28 protein-coding genes are annotated in these 26,636 nt (G+C 66.5%); 16 read left to right on the top strand and 12 right to left on the bottom strand.

Annotated features, from left to right (window positions below; translation table 11 throughout):
• Positions 1-186: 186 nt before the first annotated feature.
• The 4 genes from dxs to ACQY46_RS08910 form a co-directional block, all read right to left on the bottom strand.
• Positions 187-2,106 carry a 1-deoxy-D-xylulose-5-phosphate synthase gene (dxs, locus tag ACQY46_RS08925; RefSeq protein WP_428699892.1) on the bottom strand — a complete coding sequence of 640 codons (1,920 nt, stop codon included), beginning with the start codon at positions 2,104-2,106 and terminating at the stop codon, positions 187-189.
• 447 nt (positions 2,107-2,553) lie between these two features.
• Positions 2,554-3,873: a 3,4-dihydroxy-2-butanone-4-phosphate synthase gene (gene ribB, locus ACQY46_RS08920; protein ID WP_428699891.1), complete on the bottom strand. Its 1,320-nt coding sequence runs from the start codon at positions 3,871-3,873 to the stop codon at positions 2,554-2,556.
• A gap of 68 nt (positions 3,874-3,941) precedes the next feature.
• Positions 3,942-5,027, bottom strand: coding sequence for a chorismate synthase (aroC, locus tag ACQY46_RS08915; RefSeq protein ID WP_428699890.1), 1,086 nt, complete (start codon positions 5,025-5,027; stop codon positions 3,942-3,944).
• 98 nt (positions 5,028-5,125) lie between these two features.
• Entirely contained in the window at positions 5,126-6,346 is a 1,221-nt protein-coding gene (locus ACQY46_RS08910; protein ID WP_428699889.1) for a DUF3095 family protein, read from the bottom strand.
• A gap of 242 nt (positions 6,347-6,588) precedes the next feature.
• On the opposite strand from ACQY46_RS08910, the gene ACQY46_RS08905 reads away from it, so the two are divergent.
• Positions 6,589-6,873: a DUF1344 domain-containing protein gene (locus tag ACQY46_RS08905; protein WP_428699888.1), complete on the top strand. Its 285-nt coding sequence runs from the start codon at positions 6,589-6,591 to the stop codon at positions 6,871-6,873.
• A gap of 63 nt (positions 6,874-6,936) precedes the next feature.
• Here ACQY46_RS08905 and ACQY46_RS08900 read toward each other — a convergent pair whose 3' ends face one another.
• Both ACQY46_RS08900 and fabI read right to left on the bottom strand, forming a co-directional pair.
• On the bottom strand, positions 6,937-7,563 hold the full coding sequence (locus tag ACQY46_RS08900; RefSeq protein WP_428699887.1) for a histidine phosphatase family protein: 627 nt from the start codon (positions 7,561-7,563) through the stop codon (positions 6,937-6,939).
• A 90-nt stretch (positions 7,564-7,653) separates the two neighbouring features.
• Positions 7,654-8,475 (bottom strand): enoyl-ACP reductase FabI, encoded by an 822-nt coding sequence (gene fabI, locus ACQY46_RS08895; RefSeq protein WP_428699886.1) that lies wholly within the window; start codon positions 8,473-8,475, stop codon positions 7,654-7,656.
• Positions 8,476-8,701: 226 nt separating this feature from the next.
• Here fabI and ACQY46_RS08890 point away from each other — a divergent pair, with 226 nt between their 5' ends.
• Complete coding sequence (locus ACQY46_RS08890) at positions 8,702-10,126, top strand: FAD-binding oxidoreductase (protein WP_428699885.1); 1,425 nt, start codon at positions 8,702-8,704, stop codon at positions 10,124-10,126.
• Positions 10,127-10,135: 9 nt separating this feature from the next.
• On the opposite strand, the gene ACQY46_RS08885 is transcribed toward ACQY46_RS08890, so the two are convergent.
• Complete coding sequence (locus ACQY46_RS08885) at positions 10,136-10,933, bottom strand: SOS response-associated peptidase (RefSeq protein WP_428699884.1); 798 nt, start codon at positions 10,931-10,933, stop codon at positions 10,136-10,138.
• 118 nt (positions 10,934-11,051) lie between these two features.
• Here ACQY46_RS08885 and ACQY46_RS08880 point away from each other — a divergent pair, with 118 nt between their 5' ends.
• The 4 genes from ACQY46_RS08880 (at position 11,052) to ACQY46_RS08865 (ending at position 13,014) form a co-directional block, all read left to right on the top strand.
• The gene (locus ACQY46_RS08880) at positions 11,052-11,558 is read left to right on the top strand and encodes a hypothetical protein (RefSeq protein ID WP_428700448.1); all 507 of its coding nucleotides are present in this window, start codon (positions 11,052-11,054) and stop codon (positions 11,556-11,558) included.
• 70 nt (positions 11,559-11,628) lie between these two features.
• The gene (locus tag ACQY46_RS08875; protein WP_428699883.1) at positions 11,629-12,078 is read left to right on the top strand and encodes an NUDIX hydrolase; all 450 of its coding nucleotides are present in this window, start codon (positions 11,629-11,631) and stop codon (positions 12,076-12,078) included.
• A gap of 85 nt (positions 12,079-12,163) precedes the next feature.
• Positions 12,164-12,595 carry a TIGR02301 family protein gene (locus ACQY46_RS08870; protein WP_428699882.1) on the top strand — a complete coding sequence of 144 codons (432 nt, stop codon included), beginning with the start codon at positions 12,164-12,166 and terminating at the stop codon, positions 12,593-12,595.
• A gap of 146 nt (positions 12,596-12,741) precedes the next feature.
• Positions 12,742-13,014 carry a hypothetical protein gene (locus ACQY46_RS08865; RefSeq protein WP_306027166.1) on the top strand — a complete coding sequence of 91 codons (273 nt, stop codon included), beginning with the start codon at positions 12,742-12,744 and terminating at the stop codon, positions 13,012-13,014.
• A gap of 34 nt (positions 13,015-13,048) precedes the next feature.
• Here ACQY46_RS08865 and ACQY46_RS08860 read toward each other — a convergent pair whose 3' ends face one another.
• Entirely contained in the window at positions 13,049-13,678 is a 630-nt protein-coding gene (locus ACQY46_RS08860) for a LysE family translocator (RefSeq protein ID WP_428699881.1), read from the bottom strand.
• A 211-nt stretch (positions 13,679-13,889) separates the two neighbouring features.
• Between ACQY46_RS08860 and ACQY46_RS08855 the strand changes: the two genes are divergently transcribed.
• Together ACQY46_RS08855 and ACQY46_RS08850 are read left to right on the top strand one after the other, a co-directional pair.
• A complete protein-coding gene (locus ACQY46_RS08855; protein ID WP_428699880.1) occupies positions 13,890-14,576 on the top strand; it encodes a hypothetical protein in 687 nt (228 codons plus the stop codon).
• 15 nt (positions 14,577-14,591) lie between these two features.
• Positions 14,592-14,975, top strand: a complete 384-nt coding sequence (locus ACQY46_RS08850; RefSeq protein WP_428699879.1) for a DUF427 domain-containing protein — start codon at positions 14,592-14,594, stop codon at positions 14,973-14,975.
• A gap of 35 nt (positions 14,976-15,010) precedes the next feature.
• On the opposite strand, the gene ACQY46_RS08845 is transcribed toward ACQY46_RS08850, so the two are convergent.
• The gene (locus ACQY46_RS08845; protein WP_428699878.1) at positions 15,011-16,279 is read right to left on the bottom strand and encodes a L,D-transpeptidase family protein; all 1,269 of its coding nucleotides are present in this window, start codon (positions 16,277-16,279) and stop codon (positions 15,011-15,013) included.
• Between the two features lie 337 nt (positions 16,280-16,616).
• Between ACQY46_RS08845 and ACQY46_RS08840 the strand changes: the two genes are divergently transcribed.
• The gene (locus ACQY46_RS08840; protein ID WP_428699877.1) at positions 16,617-17,375 is read left to right on the top strand and encodes a hypothetical protein; all 759 of its coding nucleotides are present in this window, start codon (positions 16,617-16,619) and stop codon (positions 17,373-17,375) included.
• 100 nt (positions 17,376-17,475) lie between these two features.
• Here the strand turns inward: ACQY46_RS08840 and ACQY46_RS08835 are convergent, their stop codons facing one another.
• Together ACQY46_RS08835 and ACQY46_RS08830 are read right to left on the bottom strand one after the other, a co-directional pair.
• Positions 17,476-18,780 carry an ArgE/DapE family deacylase gene (locus ACQY46_RS08835; protein ID WP_428699876.1) on the bottom strand — a complete coding sequence of 435 codons (1,305 nt, stop codon included), beginning with the start codon at positions 18,778-18,780 and terminating at the stop codon, positions 17,476-17,478.
• A 39-nt stretch (positions 18,781-18,819) separates the two neighbouring features.
• Positions 18,820-19,644, bottom strand: coding sequence for a class II glutamine amidotransferase (locus ACQY46_RS08830; protein WP_428699875.1), 825 nt, complete (start codon positions 19,642-19,644; stop codon positions 18,820-18,822).
• Between the two features lie 339 nt (positions 19,645-19,983).
• Between ACQY46_RS08830 and ACQY46_RS08825 the strand changes: the two genes are divergently transcribed.
• From ACQY46_RS08825 to ACQY46_RS08810, 4 genes are all read left to right on the top strand, one after another.
• Complete coding sequence (locus tag ACQY46_RS08825; RefSeq protein WP_428699874.1) at positions 19,984-20,934, top strand: YgfZ/GcvT domain-containing protein; 951 nt, start codon at positions 19,984-19,986, stop codon at positions 20,932-20,934.
• Positions 20,935-20,947: 13 nt separating this feature from the next.
• On the top strand, positions 20,948-21,598 hold the full coding sequence (locus ACQY46_RS08820) for a hydrolase (protein ID WP_428699873.1): 651 nt from the start codon (positions 20,948-20,950) through the stop codon (positions 21,596-21,598).
• Positions 21,599-21,693: 95 nt separating this feature from the next.
• Positions 21,694-22,218: a tyrosine phosphatase family protein gene (locus tag ACQY46_RS08815; protein ID WP_428699872.1), complete on the top strand. Its 525-nt coding sequence runs from the start codon at positions 21,694-21,696 to the stop codon at positions 22,216-22,218.
• Positions 22,215-23,180 (top strand): NUDIX hydrolase, encoded by a 966-nt coding sequence (locus ACQY46_RS08810; RefSeq protein WP_428699871.1) that lies wholly within the window; start codon positions 22,215-22,217, stop codon positions 23,178-23,180. The genes ACQY46_RS08815 and ACQY46_RS08810 overlap by 4 nt, the downstream gene beginning before the upstream one ends.
• Here the strand turns inward: ACQY46_RS08810 and ACQY46_RS08805 are convergent.
• Positions 23,161-23,709 (bottom strand): MarR family winged helix-turn-helix transcriptional regulator, encoded by a 549-nt coding sequence (locus ACQY46_RS08805; protein ID WP_428699870.1) that lies wholly within the window; start codon positions 23,707-23,709, stop codon positions 23,161-23,163. The genes ACQY46_RS08810 and ACQY46_RS08805 overlap by 20 nt on opposite strands.
• A 173-nt stretch (positions 23,710-23,882) precedes the next feature.
• On the opposite strand from ACQY46_RS08805, the gene ACQY46_RS08800 reads away from it, so the two are divergent.
• From ACQY46_RS08800 to ACQY46_RS08790, 3 genes are all read left to right on the top strand, one after another.
• Positions 23,883-24,371, top strand: coding sequence for a PaaI family thioesterase (locus ACQY46_RS08800; RefSeq protein WP_428699869.1), 489 nt, complete (start codon positions 23,883-23,885; stop codon positions 24,369-24,371).
• An 87-nt stretch (positions 24,372-24,458) separates the two neighbouring features.
• Positions 24,459-25,145, top strand: a complete 687-nt coding sequence (locus tag ACQY46_RS08795) for an RluA family pseudouridine synthase (protein ID WP_428700447.1) — start codon at positions 24,459-24,461, stop codon at positions 25,143-25,145.
• 219 nt (positions 25,146-25,364) lie between these two features.
• Complete coding sequence (locus ACQY46_RS08790) at positions 25,365-26,636, top strand: cell wall hydrolase (RefSeq protein ID WP_428699868.1); 1,272 nt, start codon at positions 25,365-25,367, stop codon at positions 26,634-26,636.

The raw sequence follows: 26,636 nt of genomic DNA, 5'->3' as shown, positions 1-26,636 counted from the left end.
TCGCGCTCTTTCCTGATCTGGCTCGTCGGTGCGCACGGACAATTCCGCGCAACCACAAGAAACGACAGCAGCTCAAAGCCGCTGCCCGGTGCATCAGGGCGACCGTTTCAACATTCGCAAGAGACTGTCAATCACGGCGAGACGCATGGCGTCCCGACCCATGCGCATAGCTCTCGCGGCACCTTCTCAGGCGAGGCGCGCCGCCGCGGCCGCGTCCTTGCCGAGAGCGGAGAAGACCGTCGTCATGATGCCCTTCACGTCGAGCCCGGCCTCGGCATGCATGCGCTCCGGCTTGTCGTGATCGAGGTAACGGTCCGGCAGGCAGACAGGCCGCACCTTCAGCCCCGCGTCGAGCATGCCGCGCTCGGCAAGCCGGTGCAGGACGTGGGAGGCAAAGCCGCCGACCGAGCCTTCCTCGACGATCACCAGAACCTCGTGCTCGCGGGCAAGCCGAACGATGAGGTCCTCGTCGAGCGGCTTGGCGAAGCGGGCATCGGCGACGGTGGTCGAAAGACCCGCCGCATCGAGCTCGTCGGCCGCGAGCAGGCATTGCGCCAACCGCCCGCCGAAGGAGAGCAGCGCCACCTTGCCGCCCTCGCGCAGCACACGGCCGCGGCCTATCTCCAGAACCTCGCCGCGCTGCGGCAGCTCGATGCCGACACCCTCGCCGCGCGGATAGCGGAAGGAAATAGGCCCCTCGTCATAGGCCGCCGCCGTCGCCACCATGTGCCTCAGCTCCGCCTCGTCGCCGGCCGCCATCACAACGAAGCCGGGCAGGCAGGCGAGATAGGCCGTGTCGAAGCTGCCGGCATGGGTGGGGCCGTCGGCACCGACAAGCCCGGCGCGATCGATGGGAAAGCGCACCGGCAATCCCTGGATCGCGACGTCGTGCACCACCTGGTCGTAGGCGCGCTGCAGGAAGGTCGAATAGATGGCGCAGAAAGGCTTGTAGCCCTCGCTCGCCATGCCGGCGGCAAAGGTGACGGCGTGCTGCTCGGCGATGCCGACGTCGAACGTGCGGGCGGGATAGGCCTCGCCGAAGAGGTCGAGCCCGGTGCCGTCGGGCATCGCCGCCGTGATGCCGACGATGCGCTCGTCGTGGCGCGCCTCCTCGATCAGGCTCTCGGCGAAGACCCGGGTGTAGCTCGGCGCGTTGGCCTTGGGCTTCGCCTGCTTGCCGGTGACCACATCGAACTTGGCGACGCCGTGATACTTGTCGGCGGAGTTCTCGGCCGGCTCGTAGCCCTTGCCCTTGCGGGTGACGACATGGATCAGGACCGGACCCTGATGGGTGTCGCGGACATTCTTCAGCACCGGCAGGAGATGATCGAGATTGTGGCCGTCGACCGGCCCGACGTAGTAGAAGCCGAGCTCCTCGAACAACGTGCCGCCGGTCCAGAAGCCGCGCGCGTATTCCTCCGCCCGCGCGGCCTTTTCCTTGAGCTGGCGCGGCAGCGCCTTGGCGAGCTGCTTTGCGGCATCGCGCAGGGTCATGTAGGTGCGGCCGGAAACGAGGCGGGCCAGATAGGCGCTCATCGCGCCTACCGGCGGGGCAATCGACATGTCGTTGTCGTTGAGGATGACGATCAGCCGGGAATGCTGGGCGCCGGCGTTGTTCATCGCCTCATAGGCCATGCCGGCGGACATGGCACCGTCGCCGATGACGGCGATGATGTTGTTCTTGCGCCCCTCAAGATCGCGCGCCATGGCCATGCCGAGGCCGGCGGAAATCGAGGTCGAGGAATGGGCCGCGCCGAAGGGATCGTACTCGCTCTCAGAGCGCTTGGTGAAGCCCGACAGCCCCCCGCCCTGGCGCAGGGTGCGGATGCGGTCGCGCCGACCGGTCAGGATCTTGTGCGGGTAACACTGATGGCCGACGTCCCAGATCAGCCGGTCATCGGGCGTGTCGAAGACATAATGGAGCGCCGTGGTCAGCTCAACCACGCCAAGGCCCGCCCCCAGATGACCGCCGGTCACCGAGACGGCGTCGATCACCTCCGCCCGCAGTTCATCGGCGAACTGGCGCAGGTCGCGCTCCGGCAGAAGCCGCAAGTCGTGCGGGGTTACCACGGTGTCCAGAAGCGGGGTGTCGGGGCGTTTGTACACGAGGGCGGTCCCAGAGGTTCATCGCTTGGTTTCGGCACCGCTTGCGCGGATCTCGCCAAGGCGCTCAATACCACCATGACCATATAGTGCGCAAACATGCTGCTTGCAGGTGCCGGTCGTGCGACCGCACCGGTCGGCAGCGCCCGCGCGAGAATCGGCATCATGACGGCTGCACGCGAGAGCCTTGCCGTTATCGTCATGCAACCTTAAGTAATTCAAGCCCTGTCGAAAGTGATGATATTCCGGGAAAATCTCCGCCAACATCACCCCCAAGGGTGATGGACACAAGAGCAAAACCTACTAAACAGAGGTTGTGGTCGATGGGGCCACGTGCACAGTGATCGACTTGAGGCCGTGCCTGCGCACGGCCTCTTTTTTGCCGGCTACCCTTGCCTGCCCGGCCTTATGCGGCCAGGCGGGCCTTCGCGACGGGAGCGAAAGCGGGACTTACCCCTCCCGGATCTCCGTTCCCTCGATGACGATGCCGAAGCCTTCCAGGCCCACATAGTGACGCTGACGCGATGCCAGCAGCGTGATCGAGTTGACGCCGAGATCCTTGAGGATCTGCGCGCCGAGACCGACCTCGCGCCACTGCTCCTCGCGGGCCTGAGCCGACTGGTGCTCCTCGTCCTCGGCCGCCATCAGGTCGGTGCGCGCGCGCCGCGCCTGACGCGCAACACCGACGGAACCTTCCCGAAGATAGACCACCACGCCACGGCCGCGTGCGGCGAAATCGCGCATCACGTCGTCCATCACCCGCGTATCGCCGAAAACATCGTCGAGCACGGATTCCAGCTGCAGGCGGACCGGAACGTTGCGGCCGTCGAGAATGTCGCCATAGACGACGGCGACATGATGCATCGGGTCATAGGGCGTCGAATAGGTGACCGCATAGGCGGGACCGGCAATGGTCTCGACAGGCTGCTCGGCAACCCGCTCGACCAGCCGCTCCATGCGCTGCCGCCACGAGATGAGATCGGCGACGGACACCACCTTCAGCCCGTGCTCGGCGGCGAACGCGACCACCTGGTCGCCACGCTTGACGGTGCCGTCATCGTTGACGAGTTCGGAAATCACGCCGACTTCCGGCTGGCCGGCAAGACGACAGAGATCGACCGCGGCCTCGGTATGACCGGAGCGCATCAGCACCCCGCCCTCGCGCGCGACAAGCGGGAAGATGTGGCCCGGGCGGGCGAAATCGGCGGCCCCGGCGTTCGGGTTGGCAAGCCCGCGCACGGTGGAGCAACGCTCCTCGGCCGAGATGCCGGTGGTCAGGCCGTGGCGATAGTCGACCGAAATGGTGAAGGCCGTGGAGAGCGGCGCATCATTATCGGCAACCATCGGGTCGAGCCGCAGCCGCCGCGCTGCGTCGCGGGTCATCGGCGCGCAGACGATGCCGGAGGTGTGACGGACCATGAAAGCCATCTGCTCGGGCGTGATCAACGCGGCGGCGACAACAAGGTCGCCCTCGTTCTCACGGTCGTCATCATCCGTAACGACGAGCATCTCGCCGCGTTCGAATGCGCGGATCGCCTCCGCGACACGGGTCTGGGACATGTCCAATTCCTTGGATCCTTTCAAGCCGAGAAGGTCATTCGGGGTCACGGCGCCGCCAGTGGCGACCGCGATCCGTTCCGCGCTGTCGCGCGACACCCAGACGCCAGGATCGTTGCACAACGCCGTCACCGCCGCCGGCGACAGGCCGGCGCGCCGGGCAAAGGCCGAGCGGGTTTCCTTGTTGATCGTGAGCCAGGCATCCAGACGCATGCCGGCATTTTACCAACAGAAAATTCAGTGGCAATAAAAAATTCGATAAAATTCAGCAATACTGAAAATCAACCGACCTGACCACGGTGACGAAGATAGTGATCTGCGAGAATGCAGGCGACCATCGCCTCGCCAACCGGCACCGCGCGGATGCCAACGCACGGATCATGGCGGCCCTTTGTCCGCACATCGATTTCCTCGCCCGAGCGGGTCACCGACTTGCGCGGGGTGAGGATCGAGGATGTCGGCTTGACCGCGAAGCGCGCGACCACCGGCTCGCCGGAGGAAATGCCGCCGAGCACGCCGCCGGCATTGTTGGTCAGGAACACGGGCCGGCCGTCTGCACCGATGCGCATCTCGTCGGCGTTTTCCTCGCCGGTCAGCGTCGCCGCCTCGAATCCGTTGCCGATCTCCACGCCCTTGACCGCGTTGATCGACATCAAGGCGCTCGCGATGTCCTGGTCGAGCTTGCCGTAGATCGGCGCGCCGAGGCCGGCCGGCACGCCTTCGGCGACGATCTCGACAACCGCACCGACGGAGGAACCGTCCTTGCGGATCTGGTCCAGGTAGTCGGACCAGCGCGCCGCGGTGGTCGCATCCGGACAGAAGAACGGATTGTTGCCGATCTCGCTCCAGTCCCAGCGCGACCGGTCGACCTTGTGCGGGCCGATCTGGACCAGCGCACCGCGCAGGACGAGGCCGGGGATCACCTTGCGGGCGATCGCACCGGCCGCCACGCGCGCGGCCGTCTCGCGGGCCGACGAACGGCCGCCGCCGCGATAGTCGCGGATGCCGTATTTGGCGTCGTAGGTGAAATCCGCGTGGCCCGGCCGGTAGCTCTCGCGGATCTCGGAATAGTCCTTGGAGCGCTGGTCGGTGTTCTCGATCATCAACGAGATGGGCGTTCCGGTGGTGCGCTGCACGCCGTCATCGCCGCTCATGACGCCGGACAGGATGCGCACCGCGTCGGCCTCCCGGCGCTGGGTGGTGAACCGCGACTGGCCCGGCTTGCGCTTGTCGAGGAACGCCTGGATCCCGGCTTCGGAGATCTCGATCAGCGGCGGGCAACCGTCGATGACGCAGCCAAGCCCGGGACCGTGGCTCTCGCCCCAGGTCGTGACTCGAAAAAGGTGACCAAAGGTGTTGTGCGACATCGGCTTCGTCCGGGCGGGGGTTCGCGACTGCAGTCTTGCACAGGTCTTCTAGTTCGGCCTGCGCCGCAGGGAAACCGTAAAAAGAGCCCCGGCGTAGCTCAAACCGAGGGCGGGGCGGTGGGCGCAGCGGAAGACGCCGCGGCAAGCCGGGCCTTGAAATCGACGGCGGCGCGCGCGAAGCCTCCCCCCGCCCCGTCGATGAAGTGAATGTGCCGGCTCTGCTCGATGCTGAAGACGAGGCACGTCATCAGCGCCGAATGCGAGACATGCATGCCGTAGACAAGCCGCCCGTCCGCCTCGCCGCTGGCAAGATATTCCGAAAGTGCGGCCGTCTCGCCGGCATCGAGATCGAGGACCAGGCGCAGCGTGTCGTCGAACTTGCGGAAATCGGTGTTCAGGGAGACTTCGCGCAGATACTTGCGCGGCTCGAACGGGCCAAGCCGTTGGCCTGTGACGACGCCGAAGACGAAGGCAAGCGAGGCGAGAAACCCGGAAAGATAGATCCGCCATGTACCGCGCCGCCAACCGACCATGCGCGCCTCCATCCTGAGACCCGACGGGGGGAAACGGAACTTCAGCGAGCTTCGGCGAACCGGCGCGCTGGCGGGATCGGATGCGGCCAGGTCGATACCGAGCAGCGAGCGCAGGTCGAAAAGCAAGTGCTTCAGGTCCTCCACGCGGCCGCTCGCCGGACGCAGGATCAAGGTCACCATGCGGCCGCGCTCGGCCGGCAGCGCCTCCCAGCGGCAGGAAAGTCCGTCGAGCGGAGCCGGACCGGCGGCGCTGCTCTCCGCGAGGCGATAGGGAGCGACGCGGGTTTCGTCCTTGAGGATCGTGTCGGCCAGTTCGATGCCGCCGCCGGAAAACATGGCGAGGTTGTTGCCGAGGCTCAGTTCGAACTTCGCGACACGCAGGTCGGCACCCTGCCGCCTGAGATCGCGCGCCGGGATCGCGGCAACGCGCAGGTCGAGCCCGGCAGTCTCCCGCGCCATGACCCGAACGCGGACGAGGGCCTCCGACGCCGCCTCGGCAAGCGATGGCGGCACCGCGGCCATCGCCCCGTCGCCGCCGAAGACGAAAGGAAGATCGGCACGCCCGGCCGCGTTCAGCACCGCCGTGACGACGGCCGCTGCAACCATGTTGACGGTCTTGTACTGTCCCGCCGCGACCGCGTCGCGCGAGCGCACGATGTCCGCGACCAGCAACGTCCAGTCGTCCGGCAACGGCGCGAAGGCCTCCGCCTCGCTGACCCGTCCAAAATCGCTGAAGACCGGCAGGCCTTCGTAAAAGCCCTCGGTTCCCTCGGTCATTTCCGCCATCGAAACGCCATCCTTGGCCCCTACCAACGACCCCCGTTCGACCGTGACGATCCACGCGCCGGCCGCAGTCCTCAAGAGCCTATACGGCTTCGACGCGGGGATGGTTGCGCAAAGTCGTGTCGAACACACGTTAGTGACAGCATATCCTGCCCGCGCCACGACGCCTCAACCTCTTGACGCCGACGCGCAGGTTTTGTTCGATCCTGCCCGATCGCCAAGCGGGCGGGGCCACGGAGACGAGAATGAAGCGCATCCTTTCGAAGACACTGGCGAAGACCCCTGCAAAGATGCTGGGTATCCTGGCGCTCGCCGCGCTGGCATCCGGTGCCGCCTGGGCCGGCGAGGTCGAGGCAACGATCGTCGAGATCCAGCCGGACACCGGCAAGCTCGTCCTGTCGGACGGCACCAGCTACGAGATTCCGGTCGACTTTTTCGTCGACGACCTGAAGTCCGGCATGCGCGTACTCGTCTTCTTCGACGAGGGCGGCAGCGCCAAGACGCTCACCGACGTCCAGATCCTCAACTGAACGAAGCCGTCCCGGCCGACGCAGCGGCGGCGACACCGTCCGCTCGCGCCCCCGGTCACGGCCTCAGACCCAGTCGACCTCGCTGCCGGTCCATACCAGCATGCGGTCCTGCGGGATGTCCAATCCGGGAATATCCTGGTTCGGAAGCGATCGCAGGCGCCCCTGCAGGACACGCATGACGCCGCCATGCGAGATGACGACGGACGGGCGCGTCAGGGTTGCGAGCCAGGCATCGATGCGGCTCGACAGCATCCGGTAGCTCTCGCCCTCGGGCGGCACGAAACCCCATTTGTCGGCCTTGCGCGCCGCCGCCAGTTCCGGCGTGCGCTCGGCAAGCTCGGGGATCGTGTAGCCTTCCCAGGCGCCGAACGTGATCTCCAGAAGCCGCTCGTCACGCTGGCAGGTATCCGCTTCGACGCCGAGCTCGCCGCAAATCAGTTCCATCGTCTCCACCGCCCGCGACAGGGGGGAGACGAAATAGGAAAGCCCGTTCTTGTCGATGCCCTTGTCGGCGAAGTAGTCGCGCAGGGCCGCACCGTTGCGGCGCGCCTGGATGCGACCCGTGTCGTTGAGCGGGATATCCCGCCGCCCCTGCATGCGTCCTTCCGCGTTCCAGTCGGTCTGGCCGTGACGGATGAAGACCATGAACGGGGGGACAAGACGCGCAATGCCCGTGTCGGCGCTGCTCATCGAACCTCCATCACACAAACGATCCGTCACCCGCGTGGCCGCAAGCCACCCGGGTCACAGGATCTGAAAACCGGGAAAATTGCGGTCGGATCAGTCCTTCACCACGGTGGTGATGTCCGGCGCGTCGACGGCCTTCATGCCGACGATATGGTAGCCGCTGTCGACATGCTGGATCTCGCCGGTGATGCCGCGCCCGAGGTCGGACAGCAGGAACATGGCGGCATCGCCCACTTCCTCGATGGTCACGGTGCGGCGCAGGGGCGCGTTGTACTCGTTCCACTTGAGGATATAGCGGAAATCGCCGATGCCGGATGCGGCAAGCGTCTTGATCGGCCCGGCGGAGATCGCGTTGACCCGGATCCGCTTCTTGCCGAGATCGGCGGCGAGGTAGCGCACGCTTGCCTCGAGCGCTGCCTTGGCGACGCCCATCACGTTGTAATGCGGCATCACCTTCTCGGCGCCGTAATAGGTGAGCGTCAGCATCGAGCCGCCATCGGTCATCAGCTTCTCGGCGCGCTGCGCGACGGAGGTGAACGAATAGCAGGAGATCTGCATCGTGTTGCGGAAGTTCTCCGGGGACGTGTCGACATAGCGCCCGGTCAGTTCGTCCTTGTCGGAAAAGGCGACCGCGTGGACGAGAAAATCGATCTTGCCCCAGGTCTTGGCGAGGCCGTCGAACACCGCGTCGATCGAGGCCTCGTCCATCACGTCGCAATGGCCGGCCACGGTGGCACCCAGTTCAGCAGCCAGGGGCTCGACCCGCTTGCGCAATGCATCTCCCTGATAAGTCAGTGCGATTTCCGCGCCCGCATCGGCGAGCGCCTTGGCGATCCCCCAAGCGATGGACCGATTGTTCGCGACGCCCAAGATAAGCCCGCGCTTTCCAGCCATCAGTCCCTGTGTCATCGCCATGCTGTGTCTCCTGCACGCCAAAAATCGCGGATGATTTCGGCCGAACCCGACCCGCGTATCCGCGCCCGAACCACAACCGCCGGCCGGGACGGGTTCGTATGGCACAGCCCCCTAGCCGCTTCAAGCCACTGACAGGTCTCCCGCACGGATCGACCGACGGGGAAAATGTGATATGCGTGACCGTCGAATTTTGCTCCCTCAGATGCCAGACGCCGGTCCCGCCGCCATGCCCGACACCGCACTCCTCGCCCCCCTCGTCGACATCGTCGGCGCCCGCAACGCGCTCACCGCCCCGTCCGACACCGCGCCCTACCTGCGCGAGTGGCGCGACCTTTATGTCGGCAAGACCCCTGTCGTGCTGCGGCCGGGCAGCCGGGACGAGGTTGCCGCGATCCTCTCCCATGCCGATGCGAACGGCCTGAAGATCGTTCCGCAAGGGGGCAATACGGGTCTCGTCGGCGGGCAGATACCCGATGATTCCGCTACGGAAATCGTCCTCAGCCTGGGCCGCCTGAACCGCATCCGCGAGACCGATGCGGAGGGCTTCTCGATGACCGTCGAGGCCGGCTGCACGCTGCAGGCAATCCACGACGCGGCTGCGGAAGCCGACCGCTTCTTCCCGCTCACGCTCGGCTCCCAGGGCTCCTGCCAGATCGGCGGCAACATCGCCACCAATGCCGGAGGCACCGCCGTGCTCGCCTATGGAAACACCCGCGACCTGGTTCTCGGACTGGAAGTGGTGCTGCCGGACGGGCGTGTCGTGGAGGGGCTGAGAGGGCTGCGGAAAGACAATACCGGTTACGATCTGAAACAATTATTTATCGGTTCGGAAGGCACGCTCGGCATCGTCACGGCCGCTGTCCTCAAGCTTTTCCCCAGGCCGCGCGCCCAGGACGTCGCCTTTGCGGGAATCGCTTCGCCGCAGGACGCACTGTCGCTGTTTTCCCGGGCGCGGGCCCGTGCCGGCGCGATGCTCACGGGCTTCGAGTTGATGCCGCGCGTCGGGCTTGAGTTTTCGGTCCGTCACCTGGCAGGCGCGCGCGATCCGCTGCAGGCGCCCTCCCCCTGGTATGTCCTGATGGAACTGTCCTCGGGTACGGAAGAGGACGGCAGCGAGACCCCGACGCGGACGCTGATGGAAACCATCCTCGGCGAGGCCTACGAGGCAGGCCTGGTGGAAGATGCAGCGCTTGCCGGTTCGGTGGCGCAGTCGGCCGCTTTCTGGCACCTGCGCCACGGCATGTCGGAGGTGCAGCGCGAGGAAGGCGGGTCGATCAAGCACGACGTCTCCGTGCCTGTCGCAAGCGTTCCGGCCTTTCTCAAGGAGGCGATCGCCGCGGTCGAGGCTCTGGTGCCTGGCTGCAGGCCCGTGCCCTTCGGCCACATGGGCGACGGCAATATCCATTTCAATGTCAGCCAGCCGTTAGGCGCCGACAAGGCCGCCTTCCTGGCGGGCTGGGACGAGATGAACGCGGTCGTCCACGGGATCGTGCTGAAGTTCGGAGGCTCGATCTCGGCCGAACACGGCATCGGCCGTCTGAAGCGCGATCTGCTCGCCGACGTCAAGAGCCCGGTGGAGCTTGAGTTGATGCGCCGCATCAAGGCCGCCTTCGACCCGAACAACACGCTCAATCCGGGACGCGTCTTATAGCGGCCAGGGTCAGAAAAGGTCGAGTTGGTCCGCGTCCGGCCTGGCGCTGCCGGCGGCCCGGCGCGTTGCCCGGCTCGTCCCGTCCGCCGGGGCCTGCGTGTCCGTCTTGGCGGGCGCGCCTGGCGCCGTGGCGGCCACCGGCACCGTCAGCGCCGGGTCGTCCTCGCGTGCCGAGTTGACCCGCCCGGAGACCGGTACCGCCTCGAACAGATCACCGGCGGCCGGGCGCAGCAGGGTCAGCGCCTCCTTCAGCGGCGTGCCCCCGACGTCGAGCCAGGTATCGAAATCCTCGGGCGCGACAACGACCGGCATGCGGTGGTGGATCGGTGCGAGCGCAGCGTTTGCCGGAACGGTAAGAAGGGCCCCGGTCTCGATCTCGCCGCCATCGGGATCGCACCATTCCTCCCAGAGACCGGCGAGGGCGACAATGCCGCCGTCGCGCGGGCGAATGAAATAGGGCGTCTTGTCGCCCGTTTCCGGGCGGTGCCACTCATAGTAGCCGGAGGCCGGCACGAGGCAGCGACGATGGCGGATGGCCGCGCGAAAGGACGGCTTGTCCGCCGCCGTCTCCGCACGTGCATTGATCAGCAGCGAGAAGGCTGCCGGGTCCTTGACCCACCCGGGCACAAGACCCCAGCGCACCAGCGCGAAGCGGCGCTCGCCATGGGAGAGGCGCACGGTCGCGATCGGCTGCGTCGGCGCGATGTTGTAGCGCGGCGGAAAGTCCGCACCTGGCGCATCGCCGCGATATCCGAACAGCGCGCTGACCTCGGCCGAGCTCTGCTTGAGCGCGAAACGTCCGCACATGGCCGCCCTCCTTGTGTCCCCGGAATTGCTCCTGCCCGTTGGTATCGCATTCCGTGAATTAGGCAAATTGAAACCCGATGACGATAGATTCGCCATGAACTGTCCGGAAAGGCGGCACATGAGCTTGGCGGAAATGATCTTGGGCGAGGGAGATTTGTCGGCTGACAGGCTTGTCGCCGCCAATATCAATCCGCACACCGGTCTCGCCACCGATTATCTGAACCATTTCAACGAAGTGGTGATGATGCTCGAGATGCTTCCGGCGATGCCCGAATGCGCCGAGGAAGTGCTGGAGTGGCAGCCGCTCAGCTACGAGCAGCATTTCGAAGCCTCCAATTTCGCCGAGAAGAACCTCGCCATCAAGGCGTTCCACGCCGCCCCCGCCGCCGTCCGGCGCGCGTTGCGCGACGTCGTTACGACGCTCAACACCGCGGTCTGCGAGAAACAGGGCCGGCTGCGCGACGCAGCGGAGATCGCTCCGCTCGCCGATGCGATCGCCCGCGAAACGGCGGACGAGATCAAGCCCCTTATCGCAACGGCAAGCGGCATCATCCACGGCCATCTCGACCCGGCGGAAACCGTCGAAACCGATTCGCAGGCCGAGATCGACGCACTCTTCGCCTGACCGGCCTGCTCCAGCCAGGGTCGCGACAAGCCGCTTGCCCCGCCCGCCCGGCGTGGCATTCTCGCCAACCATGAACGACGCGCCGCCTCCCCCTGCCCCTCCCCCTCATCCCCGCCTTGGCGTCAGCGTGCTGATCCTCGACAGGAATCGCGTTCTGCTGGTCCGGCGCGGCAAGCAGCCCTTTCGCGGCCACTGGAGCCTGCCGGGCGGGTCCGTCGAGTTTGGCGAGAGCCTGCGCGAGGCGGCCCGGCGCGAGCTGGCCGAGGAGACCGGGCTTGGCGCCGAGATCGAGCCCCGGCCGGTGGAACTGGTCGAGGCGATCAGCACCTCCGAAGCGGAGAACGGCGGGCATCACTTCGTCATCGCCGTGTTCAGGGGAACAGCGCGCGACGGCATCCCCGTTGCCGGCGATGACGCGGAGGCCGCCGCCTTTGTCGGGCTTGCCGAACTGGAGGGATTGACGATGACACCGGGAACCGCGGCACGGATCCTGCGTCTCGCGGCGGCCCGGGAAAGATGACGCGCGACCAGTCACTGCCGGCAGCACGTGCAGCGCTTGCCACAATGGCTTGCGCAACCTGCCCGGCCGACGCATCTTGCCGGGCATGACGCCGCGCTTCCCGTTCCCCCTTCCGGCTTCCCGCCGCTTCGCGCCTCTCCTGTGCCGCGCTGTGCTCGCCACTGCCTTGCTGATGTCGGGGCAGGCGCTGGCCCAGGATGCCGCGCGGGGGGAAGATCCCCCCTATGAGGCGGACCTGATGCGGCTCTCCGAGATTCTCGGCGCCCTGCATTACCTGCGCCCGTTGTGCGGATCGTCCGACGGCAGCCTGTGGCGCGACCAGATGCAATCCCTGCTCGATGCGGAAGTGCAGGACGATGAACGCGAGCGGCGGTTCATCGAACGTTTCAACCAGGGATATCGAGGTTTTTCATCGGTTTACCGGCGGTGCACGCCGGCGGCGCAAGAAGCGTTGGCCCGCTATATCGACGAGGGCGGCGCTTTGATCCGCAACGTCACCACCCGCTACAATCGCTGATCGGATACTTTCGCAGCGTTAACCATATTCGCGGGAATTTAGCGAAGATTTTAAGCTTTTCTTTACGGTTCCCGCCCGACTCACGCACAGTAGCCGCCAAAGGACATACCGGAATCCAGCTTCCGGCAGGCACAGGCGGGTCAACCATGCAAGACACAGAGAACACCGATCTCGAGTTCGACGAGGGTCCGGTCACCGACCAGGACATCCGCCGGATGGCGCTCGGCTACATCGATGATGCCTTTGCGGAAGCCGTCGCCGACGGCATCGATTCGGCTGCCGTTGCCCATGCGGCCCTGTTCACCGCATTCGCCGATCTCGTCGCCTCGTTTGGCGAGGAAGCCGTTGCCCAGCTCGCCGAAGGGCTGCCGGAGCGGGTGCGGCGCGGCGATTACACGATCTTCAAGCCGATGCACTGAACCGGTCGACAAGACGAATGCCGGGTTCGGATGACTAGCCGAGCATGTAGTGGTGCAGGAAGATGGCGATGCCGAAGGCGATCAGCGCGGCCCCCGCGCCCCGGTTGATCCACAACAGCCAGGTGTCGTTCATCTGCAGGCGCAGCCGCGAGACCAGCGCCGAAAGCATTACCCACCAGGAGACCGCGCCGGTCAGGACGCCGGCGACGAGCATCGCCGCCCCTACATAGTCACCCGGGTCCGGCGCCCATTTCCCCAGACTTCCGAAGATCGCAAGAAATCCCAGCACCACGCCGGGATTGGTCGCCGTCATGACGAAACCCGTGGCAATCCCCGACATCAGGCTCGGCGACGGCTCCTCGTCGTTTTCCAAGTGCGGCCGGCTCAACAGGATGCGGATCCCGAAGACGATAACCAGCAGCCCGCCGACCGTCTGGATGATGGCACTGTTCTCGTCGACAAAATCCGACACGGCGGTGACGCCGAAGGCCGCGAAGCTCGCGTAAAGGCCATCGGCGAGCACCGCGCCGAGGCCGGCGCAGAACCCGGCAAGAAAGCCCGACCGCAAGGCCCGCTGTATGGCGGCAATGTTGATCGGCCCGACCGGCGCGCTGGTCGCCAGCCCGACCCCCAGACCTACCAGGAAGAAGAACGGTTCCTGCAAAGACGTTCGTCCCCGTCGTCTGTTCCCGCGCCTCCACGCGGGCGCTCCCTGCCGCCCATCCCTAGCGACCGCCTTGCGCAAGCTCAACCGCACAATCGGATTTTTTGCCCGTTCCGACCGGGGGCGCCTCTCGCGATCCTGTGATTTCAACACGCCGCGGCGTGGTATAGGGTCCACGCATCAGCCTGAACCGGGACCCGAAAGGATTGCCATGCTACCGGTCCGCCCCCTTGCCGTCGCCCTCGGACTGCTTTCCGCCACCTGCGCCCTGCCTGCCGGCGCCGCGAGCGTGCAGACCGAACGGATCCAGGTCCAGCCGACCGAGGAGGCCGTCGAAACGCAGAAAATCCCGGCCGAGGACCTGGCGCCCCAAGAGCCTTTTGCCGAACCGGGCACGGCGGCCTCGGGCGCCTATGGCGCGCAGCCTGTCCACCTGCCGGAAGTGTTCTACGGGGATGCGGACCTGCCCGGGGCGGTCGCCCGCACCCGCGCCCAGTTGCTCGAAGCCGCCCATGCCGGCGACCTGGAGCGGCTGCGCATGGTGCTGGAGGGCAACGAGATGATGCCCACCCTCACCTTCGGGGAGATGACCGATCCGATCGAGTATCTGAAATCGGCATCCGGCGACCCGGAGGGGCTGGAAATCCTCGCGATCCTGACGGAGCTCCTCGAAACCGGCTATGTTCATGCCGACAAGGGCACGGCGCAGGAAATGTATATCTGGCCCTATTTCGCGCGCATGCCGCTCGCCCGGCTGAGCAACGAGCAGAAGGTGGAAATGTATCGCATCGTCACCTCCGGCGATCTTGCCGAAATGGAGACGACCGGCGCCTGGACGTTCTACCGGGTGGGCATAGGTCCGGACGGAACGCTGCATTACTTCGTCGCAGGAGACTGATCGGGAGACGACATCATGGCCAATCCGGCCCCGGGCTTCGCACGTCATCCGGACCACAAGATCACTCTGCACCGGTCCGATGAACGCATCCGCGTCAGCATCAACGGCATCCCCCTGGCGGAGAGCCGCAACAGCGTGATCCTGCGCGAGAGCGGCTATCCACCGGTCCACTACCTGCCCAAGGCGGACATCCGCACGGACTGGCTGGTGCGCTCCGCCCACTCCACTCGCTGCCCGTTCAAGGGCGAGGCGACCTACTGGAATGTCGATGCCCCCGACAGCGAGGTGGAGAACGCAGGGTGGAGCTACGAGACCCCCTATGACGAGGTCGCGGAGATCGCCGGGCATATCGCCTTTTATACCGATCGCGTCGACGTCACGGTCGGCGGCGACGGTTAGGGTCGGGACCGGAGAGACGAGCCGGTCCGTCGCCCCTACTGGCGGGTCATCACCACGAAATCGGTGCCCAGTCCCGAATGCAGGCGGAACGGACGGTCGGTGACCATCAGCGAGGAGCCGGACGCAAGGTTTGCCTCGACGAAGGAACGGGCGTCGTCGCTCCATTCGAAGCGGTCGAGCACGCTGGCCGGGGTGACGCCTTCGGCGGCATCCGCGACAACGCTCATCCAGCGCGACGTCTCGCCCTGTCCGACACCGCCGATGACCGTGAAGAGATGGGTGCCGAGCGGCGCATCCGGATCCTTCAGCACCACATTGGCGGAGAACACTTCCCTGAACTTGCGCCGGACATAGAGCCGGCCGGTCGCCGGCCCCGGTTCGCCGGCTTCGGCATAGAGCGCCTTGAGAACGACGTCCGTCGGCTCCCCGGTGACGGGAAGCTCGGCTCCCTCCTGGAACAGGCGGATCGCGGCCCGCGTCTTGCGTCCGATCACGCCATCCACCGGACCGGGTTCGTAGCCGAGCCGGTCAAGCACACGCTGCAGGTCGCGCAAGCGCTCCTGCGGGCTTGTCCGGGTGACGAGGATGCGCAGCGGCTCGCGCGGCAATTCCAGCGCCGCCTCGGGCATCCCGATCGCCCCGACCGTGTCGGACGCGCTGTCCTCGACGGGCCCGGGAAGCGCGGGACGCAGGCCGACCTCGAGGCTCGCCACCGTCGTCTCGGGCAGGCGCAGGGCCGGCAGGGAGGCGTGAACGATTTCGCTCGGGCGGGTCTTCTCGCGCGTGACGATGACATGACCGCCCCGGCCCGTCATGGCGAAGAGTTCCTTGGCGAAGCCGCGCGGCAGGCGGACACAGCCATGCGAGGCGGGATAGTTGGGCACGCGCCCCTCGTGCAGGGCGATGCCGGACCATGTCAGCCGCTGCATGTACGGCATCGGCGCGTTGTCGTAGATGTTGGAGAAATGCCGCCGGCGCTTTTCCAGAATGCTGAAGACGCCGGTGGGCGTGCCATAGCCGGCCTTGCCCGACGAGATCCTGGTGGTTTCCACGAGGCGGGTGCCGCGATAGACCTCCAACTGCTGGTCGGAGAGCGAAACAAGGATCTGCAGCGGCGCTTCGGACAGGGCATCCTGACCGCCGATGCTCGCAACGCCACCGGCGACAGGCGTCATCGCCTTGCCGTCCCGCGCGTTCGCCGGCAGCGCGCCCAGCGCCAGCAGGGCCGCGACGGCAACAGCCGTCACCTGTCCGGCAAAAACGCCCTTCGACGTGCCACCCATGGTCTTCAAAGTCTCGATCATCCGCCCAACCTTCACCCTTGGATTTCTACGGCGCGACTGCATTTAACCGCAAAGCCGTGAATCCGACGTTAGTTTCGACAAGGTTTGGGCTTGTTTGACTCAAATTGCCGTGATGGCGGTCACAAAGGGCACGGTTGGAGACTGCAACCGATTCGCCCTTGTCCACACAAAACCTCTTGCAAACGCAAAATATCCTTGCTTCGCGCGGTCATTTCCCGATTGCGACTCAGGTCACGATTCGGAATCTTTTAACCAAGACGGCTTTCCCGGCCGAAAGCACACAAGACAAGACGACCAGAAACGCCACCCGGACAACGGGCCGGCGAAGGAGATTGCCGTGTTCAAACCGCAGAATGGCGTGGAGCGCAAGAGCCCGAACCTCTTCACCGACATCACCGAGATCCGCATGTCGGATTGTCCTGTCGAGGCCGACGCCCTGCCGGTGGTGAACCGCCTGCTCCAGCACCATCCCTGCTTCCGCAACATCAGCGAGACCTTCGAGGCCGGACTTTTCGACATCGTCGAAATGAACTTCATCGAATGCAATCCGGCGCAGGAGCGTGCGTTGCGCGAGCTGGTGCATCTTCTGTCGCGCCGGATTCTCGACATCTTCGAGGCTTCGCTCCTGATGAAGCAACTGTCGCTGGAAGACGGCTCCGCGAAACTGACCAGCACGCAGCTGGCAGCCTTCATCGAGACCGCCCGCGAGGAGGCACAGATCCAGTGCCTCGACATCAACGAGCTGCGGCCGGCTTCCGAGGACCTTGCCTATGCGGCGGTGCTGAGAAGCATCTTCGACGAGTTGCGGGCTTATCTCGGCCTGCCGACGCTCGACCTCGAATTCCTGATCGGAGACATCAAGGCCTGCATGGACCTCGTCGTCCAGCGCCACGTCTGGCGGCGGATCCGCATCGAGACCGAAACCCATCGCCGCGTCGGCGAGCAGATCGAATCGCTGTTGGCGCTGGCGAACGATGCCGGCCAGAGCCGTATTCCCCGCCTCTTCACGATCCGGCCGATCCCGGCCAGTGCCCGCATCGCCAGCATCTCCGCGGCCCTTGGCGGCTCACGCGGCTCACTGCCAAGCCCTGCCTGACCTTGCTCCCACACGCCCTATCCAAGCCCGCCAGGCCCCTCTCCGCGCGAAAAGGTCCCGCCCGCAAGGCGGGCCTTCTTTTTTTGCCGGCCGCCGTTCCTCAGCCCTCCGGCCCGGTCACCGGTTCCAGCCCGCACCAGTCGGCGATGAACAGCGCGATGGCGCCGGTCACCCGCCGGATCGAGGCAAGGCTGACGCGCTCGTCGAACCCATGCACGCTCTCCGAGAGGGGTCCGTAGACCAGGCAGGGCATGCCGGCATAGATGACGAAGACCCGTGCATCGAGATAGGCTGGCGAAACAAAGCTCGAAAGCGCGCTGCCGGCGGCAAGCCCGTGCGCGCGGGCAAGGGCCGCCTCCGCCTCGCTCCCCTCCTCCAGTACATAGCCGCGGGCGAAGAAGCCGTTCCACGTGACTTTCGGCGGCCGGTTGCCGAGAAAGGCGTCATCGGCCAGAACGTTCGCCAGATGCGCCTCGATCTCGCGCGCCCGCGCGGCGGGATCGTCGCCCGGATAGATGGCGATGCGACAGGAAAGCCGGCACCAGGCCGGCACGGACGAGGCCCAGTCGCCACCCTCGATCCTGCCGACGTTGAAGTTGATCGGATGGTCGAGTTCGGCAAAATGGGGATGCCCGGATTTTTCCGCGTTCCAGGCCTCCGCAAGCTCCTTCAGTGCAGCGATGACCCGGTAACCCGCCTCGATGGCATTGGCGCCGGAACCGGCCTCGCGCACATGCACGGGATGGCCGGCGACATCGACGTCGAACCAGAGCACGCCGACATTGGCGCGCACCAGCCGTTCATCGACCGGTTCGGGAATGATCGCGGCATCGGCCGTGTAGCCCTCGACGAGGCAGGCGAGCGCGCCATTGCCGGTGCATTCCTCCTCGACGACGCTCTGGAAATGCACCCGGGCCGCCGGCTGGAAGCCCAGGCGGCGCAGCGCGTCGAGGGCGAAAAGATTTGCGGCAATACCAGCCTTCATGTCGCCGCCGCCGCGACCGTAGAGCCAGTCGCCGACGCGCCTGGGCACGAAGGGCGGCGAGACCTCCCACATCTCGGGCGGCCCCTCCGGCACCACGTCCATATGTCCGTTGAGGATCAGCGAGCGCCCTGTCTCGCGGTGCGGGCGGTGCGTTGCGACCACATTGACGGCCTGTGCGTAGTCGACGCCAACCACTGGCGAGAAACCCGGATGGTCGTGGATCCTTTCAATGTCGATCGTGAAGCTGTCGACCGCATAGCCGCGCCGTTCCAGCTCGCCGGCGATGAAATCCTGGGCCGGTTTTTCCGCCCCGCGCAGCGAGGGAAAGCGGATCAGGGCTTCGGTGAAGGCGATCTGATCCTCGAAGCCTTCATCGACCGCGCCCAGAATGTCGCGGGCAAGAGTGGCGTCCGGCATCATGACCTCGCTTCAGGATAGCTCGTTCCGGAAGTTTCCCGCTCAGGACGACATCGAACGCATCGGACGTTCCAGGTTCCCTGTGCCACGGGACGGATTGATCGCATGAACGGCAACGCCGTCACTGCCCAGTTCGTACAGGATATCCGGCTCCACGACACGCCAGCGCGCGCAAGGGCCTTCAAGCGGCTCGGACGCGAAGGCACGGCCGCCGTGATCGAGGCAGTCGGAGAGATAGAGCGAGGGCGCACGGCCGTCATCGGCGAAGCGGAAGGCGAAGATGCGCTCGCCGTCGCTGAAAGCACAGGTCAGGCGGAGCGGCTCGCCGCGTGTGCCGCGCCGTCCGGCGATCTCGAGCAACCGGGCGAGCGTTGCGTCGAGCGCGGCTTTCGGATCCGTATCGAGACCGTTGCTCAGCAGCAGCAGGAAGAAGAGCTCCGAATCGGTCGTGCCGCGCCGCGTGGCGTAGAACTCGTCGGCAATGCAGGCTTCCATGTCCCGGCGCAGGGCGGCGAAGTTGCCGATGCAGCCATTGTGCATGAAAGCCCAGCGCCCATGGGCGAACGGGTGGCAATTGTCGCGGGAGGCAGCGCCCGTCGTCGCCGCCCGCACATGGGCAAGGAAGAGCCGGGAGCGCACCAGCCGGCAGACACTCGGCAGGTTGGTGTCGGCCCAGGCCGGCAGCACGTCCTTGAACAGGCCTGGCTCGGGCAGGTGGCCGTACCAGGCGATGCCGAAGCCGTCGCCATTGACGCGCAGTTTCGCCTCCTGCGCATCCTGGCTCTGCACGAGCAGCGAGTGGCGCGGGCGGGCGATGATGTTTTCCAGCGGAATTTCGGCACCGAGATAGGCAGCCAGACGGCACATGGCGGAACGACCTGAAAGCGCTGGGCCGGAGCGACCGGCGGAGCGGATCGAAGACATCACATGCTAATGCGCAACTCGTAACAAAGCGTGTCGAATTTTCGGCAGATGAACGATTCAACGGGAACTTGTCCCAAGACCTTCCTACATATCGACCATCTCTGCCGCCGCCGGCCGCCTCGCCAGGGGCCAGCCTGCCGATATGGCCGCCGCCCTCCCGACTGCCCCTTGCCGGAACCTTGTTGACCCGTAAGATCCGGCCTATGTCGCCATGAGCGGGGCGGGACGATGGCGAGTCGCGCCACGCACACGCCGCCGCTTGTCTCGAGGACCGAAATGAACATGACCGGCATCAGCGAGAATTCCGCGACCACGCAGGACGCGACACAGGCCGCCGCGAGGCTCGACTGGCGCGGCCTTGTCCGTGTCGGCGGGCCGGATGCACACGGCTTCCTGCAGAACCTCCTGACCTGCGACCTCGACAAGGTCGATGCGACGACCGGCGGCTACGGCGCGCTGTTGACGCCGCAGGGCAAGATCCTGTTCGATTTCCTGATCGTCGGCCACGGGGACGGCTACCTGATCGAGGCAAACCGGGAGCAGATCGCCGACCTTGCAAAGCGGCTCGGTTTCTACCGGCTGCGCGCCAAGGTGGAGATCGAGGATGTCTCCGGCGAACGGGGCGTGCTTGCCGCCTGGGGCGAGAAGCCGGAGGCGGCGGACGCAATCGTCATGGCCGATCCGCGCTTTGCCGGTTTCGGCTGGCGCGTCTATGCCCCTGCCGCAGGGTCGACTGGTGGGCCGGTTGGCGGGCCGGCTGGCGGGCTCGACGGCTTTTCCGACGCGCCGGCTTCCGCCTATCACGCGCGGCGCGTGGCGCTCGGCCTGCCGGAGGCGCCGTTCGATTTCACACCCGGCGACAGTTTCCCGCACGACGCGGACATGGACGACCTCAACGGCGTTGCCTTCGACAAGGGCTGTTTCGTCGGCCAGGAGGTCGTCAGCCGGATGCAGCATCGCGGCACCGCCCGGCGCCGCATCGTCAAGGCAAGCGCCGAAACCGCCCTGCCCGAAACCGGAACGGAGATCCTCGCCGACGGCAAGCCGGCCGGAACCCTGGGCAGCGTCGCCGGCACCCAGGGCCTGGCGCTGGTACGGCTCGACCGCATCGCCGGCGCGCTCGCGCGGGGCGCCGATGTCACGGCGGACGGCATTCTCCTCACCTTCGCCCTGCCTGAGTTCGCGCGCTTCACCTGGCCGCAGCAAACGGGCGGCGGCGAGGACGACGCGTGAGGGAGCCGCTCCCATGAGCCGCGGGCCGAAAAAAACGGCGTCCGAGCCGCGCGCCTGGCAGCGCATGCTGTCGGGCCGCCGCCTTGACCTGCTCGACCCCTCCCCGCTCGATGTCGAGATCGAGGACATCGCCCACGGACTTGCCCGGGTGGCACGCTGGAACGGCCAGACCGTCGGCGACCATGCCTTTTCCGTCGCCGAGCACTCGCTGCTTGTGGAAAAACTGGCGCGGCGGCTGCAACCAGGCCTGAGTGCCGACGAGCGGCTTTGCGTGCTGCTGCACGACGCGCCTGAATACGTCATCGGCGACATGATCTCACCGTTCAAGGCGGTGATGGGCGGCAACTACAAGGAGATCGAGGCGCGCCTTCAGGCGGCGATCCATCTCCGCTTCGCCCTGCCCGCGATCATTCCCGAAAAGACCCGCGTGCTGACCAAGAAAGCGGACACCGTCGCGGCCTATTTCGAGGCGGTGGAACTGGCCGGTTTCGACGACGGGGAAGCGGCGCGGATCTTCGGCCAGCCCGGCGGCCTCGTTCCCGCCAGCGGACAGTCCCCGAGGCTCGGATTGACCGCGCTGCCGGCGGCGAAGGCGCAACTGCTTTTCCTGAAGCGTTTCGAGGAAATCGAGGCGGCACGGCGCGCCTGCTCATCAGCGCGGTGACAGGCGCTGCCTGCTGCCCTAGATAAGGACAAGGGCGAGTCGCGCTCCGGGACGCATCCGGGAGCCGCGGCACCGATCAAATCGCAGGAGGGGCAATGATCACCGTGTGTTCGCTGGCGCGTCTGTCGGAAACCGTCGAGCGCACCGGCGCCCGTCGCCTGGTGACATTGATCAGCGCGGGAACCGAGGTGCGCCGCCCCCAGAGCATTGCCGCCGGCGATCATCTTTTTCTCGCTTTCAACGACATCACCGCACCGGCCGAGGGCCTGACCCCGCCGGGCGAGATACATGTGCGCCAGCTTCTCGACTTCGTCGGCGCCTGGGACCGGGCGCAGCCGATGGTGATCCATTGCTTCGCCGGCATCAGCCGGTCCACGGCCGCCGCCTATATCAGCGCCTGCGCGCTCTCCCCGCATGCCAGCGAGGTCACGCTGGCAAAGGCCCTGCGCACGGCCTCGCCATCGGCGACCCCGAATGCCCGGCTGGTGGCCCTGGCCGATACGCTGCTCGGGCGCGAGGGCCGGATGACGGCGGCGGTGAAGGCGATCGGCCGGGGGGCCGACGCCTACGAGGGAACGCCCTTCACCCTCGATATCGCCGCCGCCGCGGGCCGCCCATGATCGAGATCGGCCTCAACGCCGTCATCGTCTCCGTCGCGGATCCCCAGCCGCAGGTCCTGACCATTGCGGCGAAGCCGGAGAACCCGGCCCAGTCGCTGCCCTTCGGCCCGTTCGATCCGACACGCCACCGGACCTTCGAGATCGGCCTGCGCGAATGGGTCGAGGAACAGACCGCGCTGAAGCTCGGCTATGTCGAGCAACTCTACACGTTCGGCGATCGCGGCCGTCACCACATCCACTCCGACACAGGGCCGCATGTGGTCTCGGTCGGCTATCTGGCCCTTGCCCGGCAGACATTGCGCTCCGACGAGGCCCTTACGCTGCAGAACGCCCAGTGGCGGTCATGGTACAGCTTCTTTCCCTGGGAAGACTGGCGTTCCGGCATGCCGGCCGTGGTGCAACAGGAAATCCTGCCGGCGCTGGAAGCCTGGACCTCCGCGCCGATACCGCGCGACAGCCCGCCCCGGGCACGCTCGCGCGGCGAACAGGTGCATCAGGCGTTCAACATCCAGGACGGGATGTGGAACGAGGAACGGGTCCTCGATCGCTACGAGCTGCTCTACGAAGCCGGCCTTCTGGAGGAAGCCCGACGTGACGGACGCCCGGCGGCGCTGAAGCGCGGCGACCTGCCCGGCCTCGGCCAGCCGATGCTCTACGATCACCGGCGCATCCTGGCGACCGCCATATCGCGGTTGCGCACGAAGCTGAAATACCGACCTCTCGTGTTCGAGCTGATGCCGCACATCTTCACGCTGACCGACCTGCAGCGCTGCGTCGAGGCGATCTCCGGCCGGCACCTGCACAAGCAGAATTTCCGCCGCCTGGTGGAAAAGGGCGACCTGGTGGAGCCGACCGGCGAAACCTCGACCCAGACCGGCGGCCGCCCGGCGGCACTTTTCCGCTTCCGCCACGAGGTGCTGAAGGAGCGCCCGGCCCTCGGCCTCAGGGTCGGCGGGCGGTAGTTTCGCTTGCGGCCGTGGCCTCCCCGCCAGTTCCATCTCCGCCAGCTCCATTCCCCTTCAACTCCCCGGACCTGACGTGGCGTGCGCGGCGAGCCTTGTCCGGATCGTATTGCGTGGTCGCCGCCTCGGCCTCGGAGAGCAGCTCCCAGAGCAGCGCCACCCGCTCCGGTCCCATGGCATGGCGCATGGTGCCCTCCGCCCGGCGCCAGCCGGCGACACCTTGCGCAAGGCGCTCGCGGCCTGCACCGGTCAGCGCGACGCGGCGCTCGCGGCGGTCGCCGGCCGGACCGGTCTCGACAAGCCCGGCCGCCTCAAGCCGGTCGATTGCCCGGGTCAGCGTGCTGCGTTCCGCCCCGACCCGCTCGGTCAGTTCCGACGCGGTTCGCGCCCCGTCATAGGCAAGGCTCGCCAGCACCGCGAATTGCTGCGGCGTCAGGCCGCTGTCGGCGAGTGCGTGTTCATAGAGGCGGGTGACGACACGACCGGCGCGGCGCAGGCGATGACAGGAGCAGAAGAGGCTGGCATTCATGCCGCAGAGTAACACGGTCAAAGTTGCGTGCATAGGCACGCACTTGCCGGATAGCGATGTCGAGATCTCCGTCCCCGAGCATGCCCCGAGACGGGAAACCGGCTTGCGGATACCTTGCATGGCGGCGGCGTCCATGTATATGTGCATATGCACACAAAACGAGGAACGATGCGATGGATTTCGGTGACCGCACCTTCGGCCTTGCCGATCCCGCCGAGGCGGCCTCCTTGAGCGGGCTGGAACAATTGCGCGGCATGATCGCCGGCCGCCTGCCCGCCCCGCCGATCTGCCGGACGATGAATTTCGTCCTGACGGACGTGGACGCCGACTTCGCCCGCTTCGAGGGCGAGCCCTCCTTCGACCACTACAATCCGCTCGGCACCGTGCATGGCGGCTGGATCGCGACGATCCTTGATTCCGCCCTCGGCTGCGCCGTGCACACGACGCTTGCTCCCGGCGAGGGCTACACGACCGTCGAGTTCAAGGTGAACAACGTGCGCCCGGTGTTCGAGACAAGCGGACGGCTCATATGCGATGGCAGGGTGCTGCATCGCGGCCGCCGGATGGCGACCTCGGAAGCACGGCTCGTCGACGGCAAGGGCAAGCTGGTCGCCCACGGCGTCGAAACCTGCATGATCTTCCCCGCCGGCGAGACACGCTAAGAGGCGGGCCTCCCGCCTGCCCGAACTGCCGCCCCCGGACCACTGATGGCCCTTTGCATGGCGCGCCCGGCCCGTTATGTGGGGACGATGCAGGAACACACGCCCCCAGGCTTGCCGCTTCCCGACCGCGTCTACGCGCCGCCGCGCGAGCCGCTGCTGGTCGTGCTGCATCGCGACCCTGACCTGCTCGTCGTCGACAAGCCGAGCGGACTTCTGAGCGTGCCCGGCAAGCACCCGCGACTTGCCGACTGCCTCGCCGCGCGCGCGCTGCAACTTCATCCAGACGCGCGCATCGTCCACCGCCTCGACATGGATACGTCCGGCGTCATGGTGCTGGCGCTGAACGCGGCTGCCCACCGTCATCTCGGCCTGCAGTTCGAACGTCGCCACGTCAGCAAGGCTTATGTCGCGCGCGTTGCCGGTCATGTCATGCAGGATAGCGGCACCATCGACCTGCCGCTTTGCACCGACTGGCCGAACCGGCCGCGGCAGATGGTCGATCACGAGGCAGGCCGGGCTGCGCTCACCAACTGGCGGGTGCTGGCGCGCGAGGAGAACGCGACGCGGGTGCTGCTGGAGCCGCTGACCGGCCGGTCGCACCAGTTGCGCGTCCACATGCGCGAGCTTGGCCATCCGATCCTCGGGGATCCGCTCTACGGCACGCCCGAGTCGCAAAACGGCGCACCGCGCCTTCAGCTTCATGCCGAGAGCCTGACGATCCGTCATCCGAACGGCGGCGCTCCCACGACATTCGCCAGCATCTGCCCCTTCTAAGAAAAACGCTTTTCCAAGAGCAATTTGGCCTGTTCAGGGCCCGCCGCATTAACCATGACGGACCCAGTACAGGGTCCCGAAAACATGGAAACCGGCCGCATTCCGTCCCTATTAACTCTCTTTCAAGGTTAAACCGCGAGGATCAACTTTAGACATCGCGTCACGGCCCCCTCGCCGGACGTTCCCGACCTCTTGCCGCATGGACCGGAGTTGCCGCGTATGACTGGCACGGTGCAAACGCTTGGCCACCGCCTCGCCCCCCGTCGAAGAGCCGACGGTCCGACCCGCACGGGGCGGAACGCGCATGGCACGAAGAGACCCGTTGCCTGGCGCCTCGCCGCGCTTGCTCCGGTGATCTATCTCGCCTGGTCCGGCTCCATCGGCCAACAGGACATCACCGCGTTGATCGAGGCAACGCGCGGCAACGCCCCGCGCTGGATGTCCGCGATCGAGGCGGCTCCCCATACAAGCAGCGTCGCGCCTTCCCTCGTCCTTGCCGATGCGTCGCAGGACCGCAAGGGCGACACTCCCGACTACGCGATCACCAACGCGGCGCCGGGCACGGACCCGGCCGTGGTGCGCGGACTGGAGACCTTCGTCAAGGAAAGCGCTCCCAAGCAGCCGCCGGCACGCACGCCCGTGAACCGCTCCGCCAAGGGCGACCGCTACGTATCGCTCGCTCCCGACCGCGAGATGGTCGGCGTCGCCGCCGGCTCGGTCTACACGATGACCAGCATGATCGGCGGACGGACTTCCGCCGACCTGCCGCGCGTCGCCTTCGTGCGCCCCAATATTCCTGTCGGCCTCGAAGGCACGGCACTTGCCAGCGCCAGTACGACCGGCAAGGGCTCGCCGCTCGACCTGGCAAGGCTTGCCATGGCGCGCAACGTGGCGGCAACCAGCGTCTCCTACGCCTCCGCCTACGCCCCGCAGGGAATGGATAATGTGCGTGCGCCCTTCGAGGCGCTGCTTGGCGGGAACCCGCTGGCGCCGGGCACAGGCGACGAGGCGGCGCTGGAAACCAACAAGGACAGCGATCCGTTCTGGTGGGCCAACCGCGCCCTTCCCGCCAGCGTGATCACCGCCAAGGAACAACGCTGTCTCGCCGAGGCCGTCTATTTCGAGGCCCGCGGCGAACCGGTCGACGGCCAGGCGGCCGTTGCCCAGGTCGTGCTCAACCGGGTGCGTAACCCGGCCTACCCGGAAACCATCTGCAAGGTCGTCTACCAGAACCGGCACCTGCGCAACCGTTGCCAGTTCTCCTTCGCCTGCGACGGGGTCCGCGACCGGATCAGCGAAAAGCTCGAATGGGAGGTCGCCCAGAAGGTCGCTCGCGAGACCGTCTCGGGACAGCGCTATCTGGAAAAGGTCGGCGCCTCGACGCACTATCACGCGACCTATGTGAACCCGCGCTGGGCGCGCTACATGAAGCGCCTCGACAAGATCGGCCAGCACATTTTCTACAAGACCAAACGCGGCGGCTGGAGCTGA

This window comes from Stappia sp. (genome assembly GCF_965276915.1).
Lineage (GTDB): Bacteria > Pseudomonadota > Alphaproteobacteria > Rhizobiales > Stappiaceae > Stappia.
Note: the sequence above shows the minus strand (reverse complement) of the source record. Positions and strands in the feature narration are given on the sequence as shown.

Excerpts from the sequence above, each read along its gene's own strand:
- ribB (WP_428699891.1), bottom strand. The coding sequence starts at position 3,873 with ATGCGTCTGGATGCCTGGCTCACGATCAACAAGGAAACCCGCTCGGCC.
- aroC (WP_428699890.1), bottom strand. The coding sequence starts at position 5,027 with ATGTCGCACAACACCTTTGGTCACCTTTTTCGAGTCACGACCTGGGGC.
- ACQY46_RS08910 (WP_428699889.1), bottom strand. The coding sequence starts at position 6,346 with ATGGCGGAAATGACCGAGGGAACCGAGGGCTTTTACGAAGGCCTGCCG.
- ACQY46_RS08905 (WP_428699888.1), top strand. The coding sequence starts at position 6,589 with ATGAAGCGCATCCTTTCGAAGACACTGGCGAAGACCCCTGCAAAGATG.
- ACQY46_RS08900 (WP_428699887.1), bottom strand. The coding sequence starts at position 7,563 with ATGAGCAGCGCCGACACGGGCATTGCGCGTCTTGTCCCCCCGTTCATG.
- fabI (WP_428699886.1), bottom strand. The coding sequence starts at position 8,475 with ATGGCGATGACACAGGGACTGATGGCTGGAAAGCGCGGGCTTATCTTG.
- ACQY46_RS08890 (WP_428699885.1), top strand. The coding sequence starts at position 8,702 with ATGCCCGACACCGCACTCCTCGCCCCCCTCGTCGACATCGTCGGCGCC.
- ACQY46_RS08885 (WP_428699884.1), bottom strand. The coding sequence starts at position 10,933 with ATGTGCGGACGTTTCGCGCTCAAGCAGAGCTCGGCCGAGGTCAGCGCG.
- ACQY46_RS08880 (WP_428700448.1), top strand. The coding sequence starts at position 11,052 with ATGAGCTTGGCGGAAATGATCTTGGGCGAGGGAGATTTGTCGGCTGAC.
- ACQY46_RS08875 (WP_428699883.1), top strand. The coding sequence starts at position 11,629 with ATGAACGACGCGCCGCCTCCCCCTGCCCCTCCCCCTCATCCCCGCCTT.
- ACQY46_RS08870 (WP_428699882.1), top strand. The coding sequence starts at position 12,164 with ATGACGCCGCGCTTCCCGTTCCCCCTTCCGGCTTCCCGCCGCTTCGCG.
- ACQY46_RS08865 (WP_306027166.1), top strand. The coding sequence starts at position 12,742 with ATGCAAGACACAGAGAACACCGATCTCGAGTTCGACGAGGGTCCGGTC.
- ACQY46_RS08855 (WP_428699880.1), top strand. The coding sequence starts at position 13,890 with ATGCTACCGGTCCGCCCCCTTGCCGTCGCCCTCGGACTGCTTTCCGCC.
- ACQY46_RS08850 (WP_428699879.1), top strand. The coding sequence starts at position 14,592 with ATGGCCAATCCGGCCCCGGGCTTCGCACGTCATCCGGACCACAAGATC.
- ACQY46_RS08845 (WP_428699878.1), bottom strand. The coding sequence starts at position 16,279 with ATGATCGAGACTTTGAAGACCATGGGTGGCACGTCGAAGGGCGTTTTT.
- ACQY46_RS08835 (WP_428699876.1), bottom strand. The coding sequence starts at position 18,780 with ATGATGCCGGACGCCACTCTTGCCCGCGACATTCTGGGCGCGGTCGAT.
- ACQY46_RS08830 (WP_428699875.1), bottom strand. The coding sequence starts at position 19,644 with ATGTGCCGTCTGGCTGCCTATCTCGGTGCCGAAATTCCGCTGGAAAAC.
- ACQY46_RS08825 (WP_428699874.1), top strand. The coding sequence starts at position 19,984 with ATGACCGGCATCAGCGAGAATTCCGCGACCACGCAGGACGCGACACAG.
- ACQY46_RS08820 (WP_428699873.1), top strand. The coding sequence starts at position 20,948 with ATGAGCCGCGGGCCGAAAAAAACGGCGTCCGAGCCGCGCGCCTGGCAG.
- ACQY46_RS08815 (WP_428699872.1), top strand. The coding sequence starts at position 21,694 with ATGATCACCGTGTGTTCGCTGGCGCGTCTGTCGGAAACCGTCGAGCGC.
- ACQY46_RS08810 (WP_428699871.1), top strand. The coding sequence starts at position 22,215 with ATGATCGAGATCGGCCTCAACGCCGTCATCGTCTCCGTCGCGGATCCC.
- ACQY46_RS08805 (WP_428699870.1), bottom strand. The coding sequence starts at position 23,709 with ATGAATGCCAGCCTCTTCTGCTCCTGTCATCGCCTGCGCCGCGCCGGT.
- ACQY46_RS08800 (WP_428699869.1), top strand. The coding sequence starts at position 23,883 with ATGGATTTCGGTGACCGCACCTTCGGCCTTGCCGATCCCGCCGAGGCG.
- ACQY46_RS08795 (WP_428700447.1), top strand. The coding sequence starts at position 24,459 with ATGCAGGAACACACGCCCCCAGGCTTGCCGCTTCCCGACCGCGTCTAC.
- ACQY46_RS08790 (WP_428699868.1), top strand. The coding sequence starts at position 25,365 with ATGACTGGCACGGTGCAAACGCTTGGCCACCGCCTCGCCCCCCGTCGA.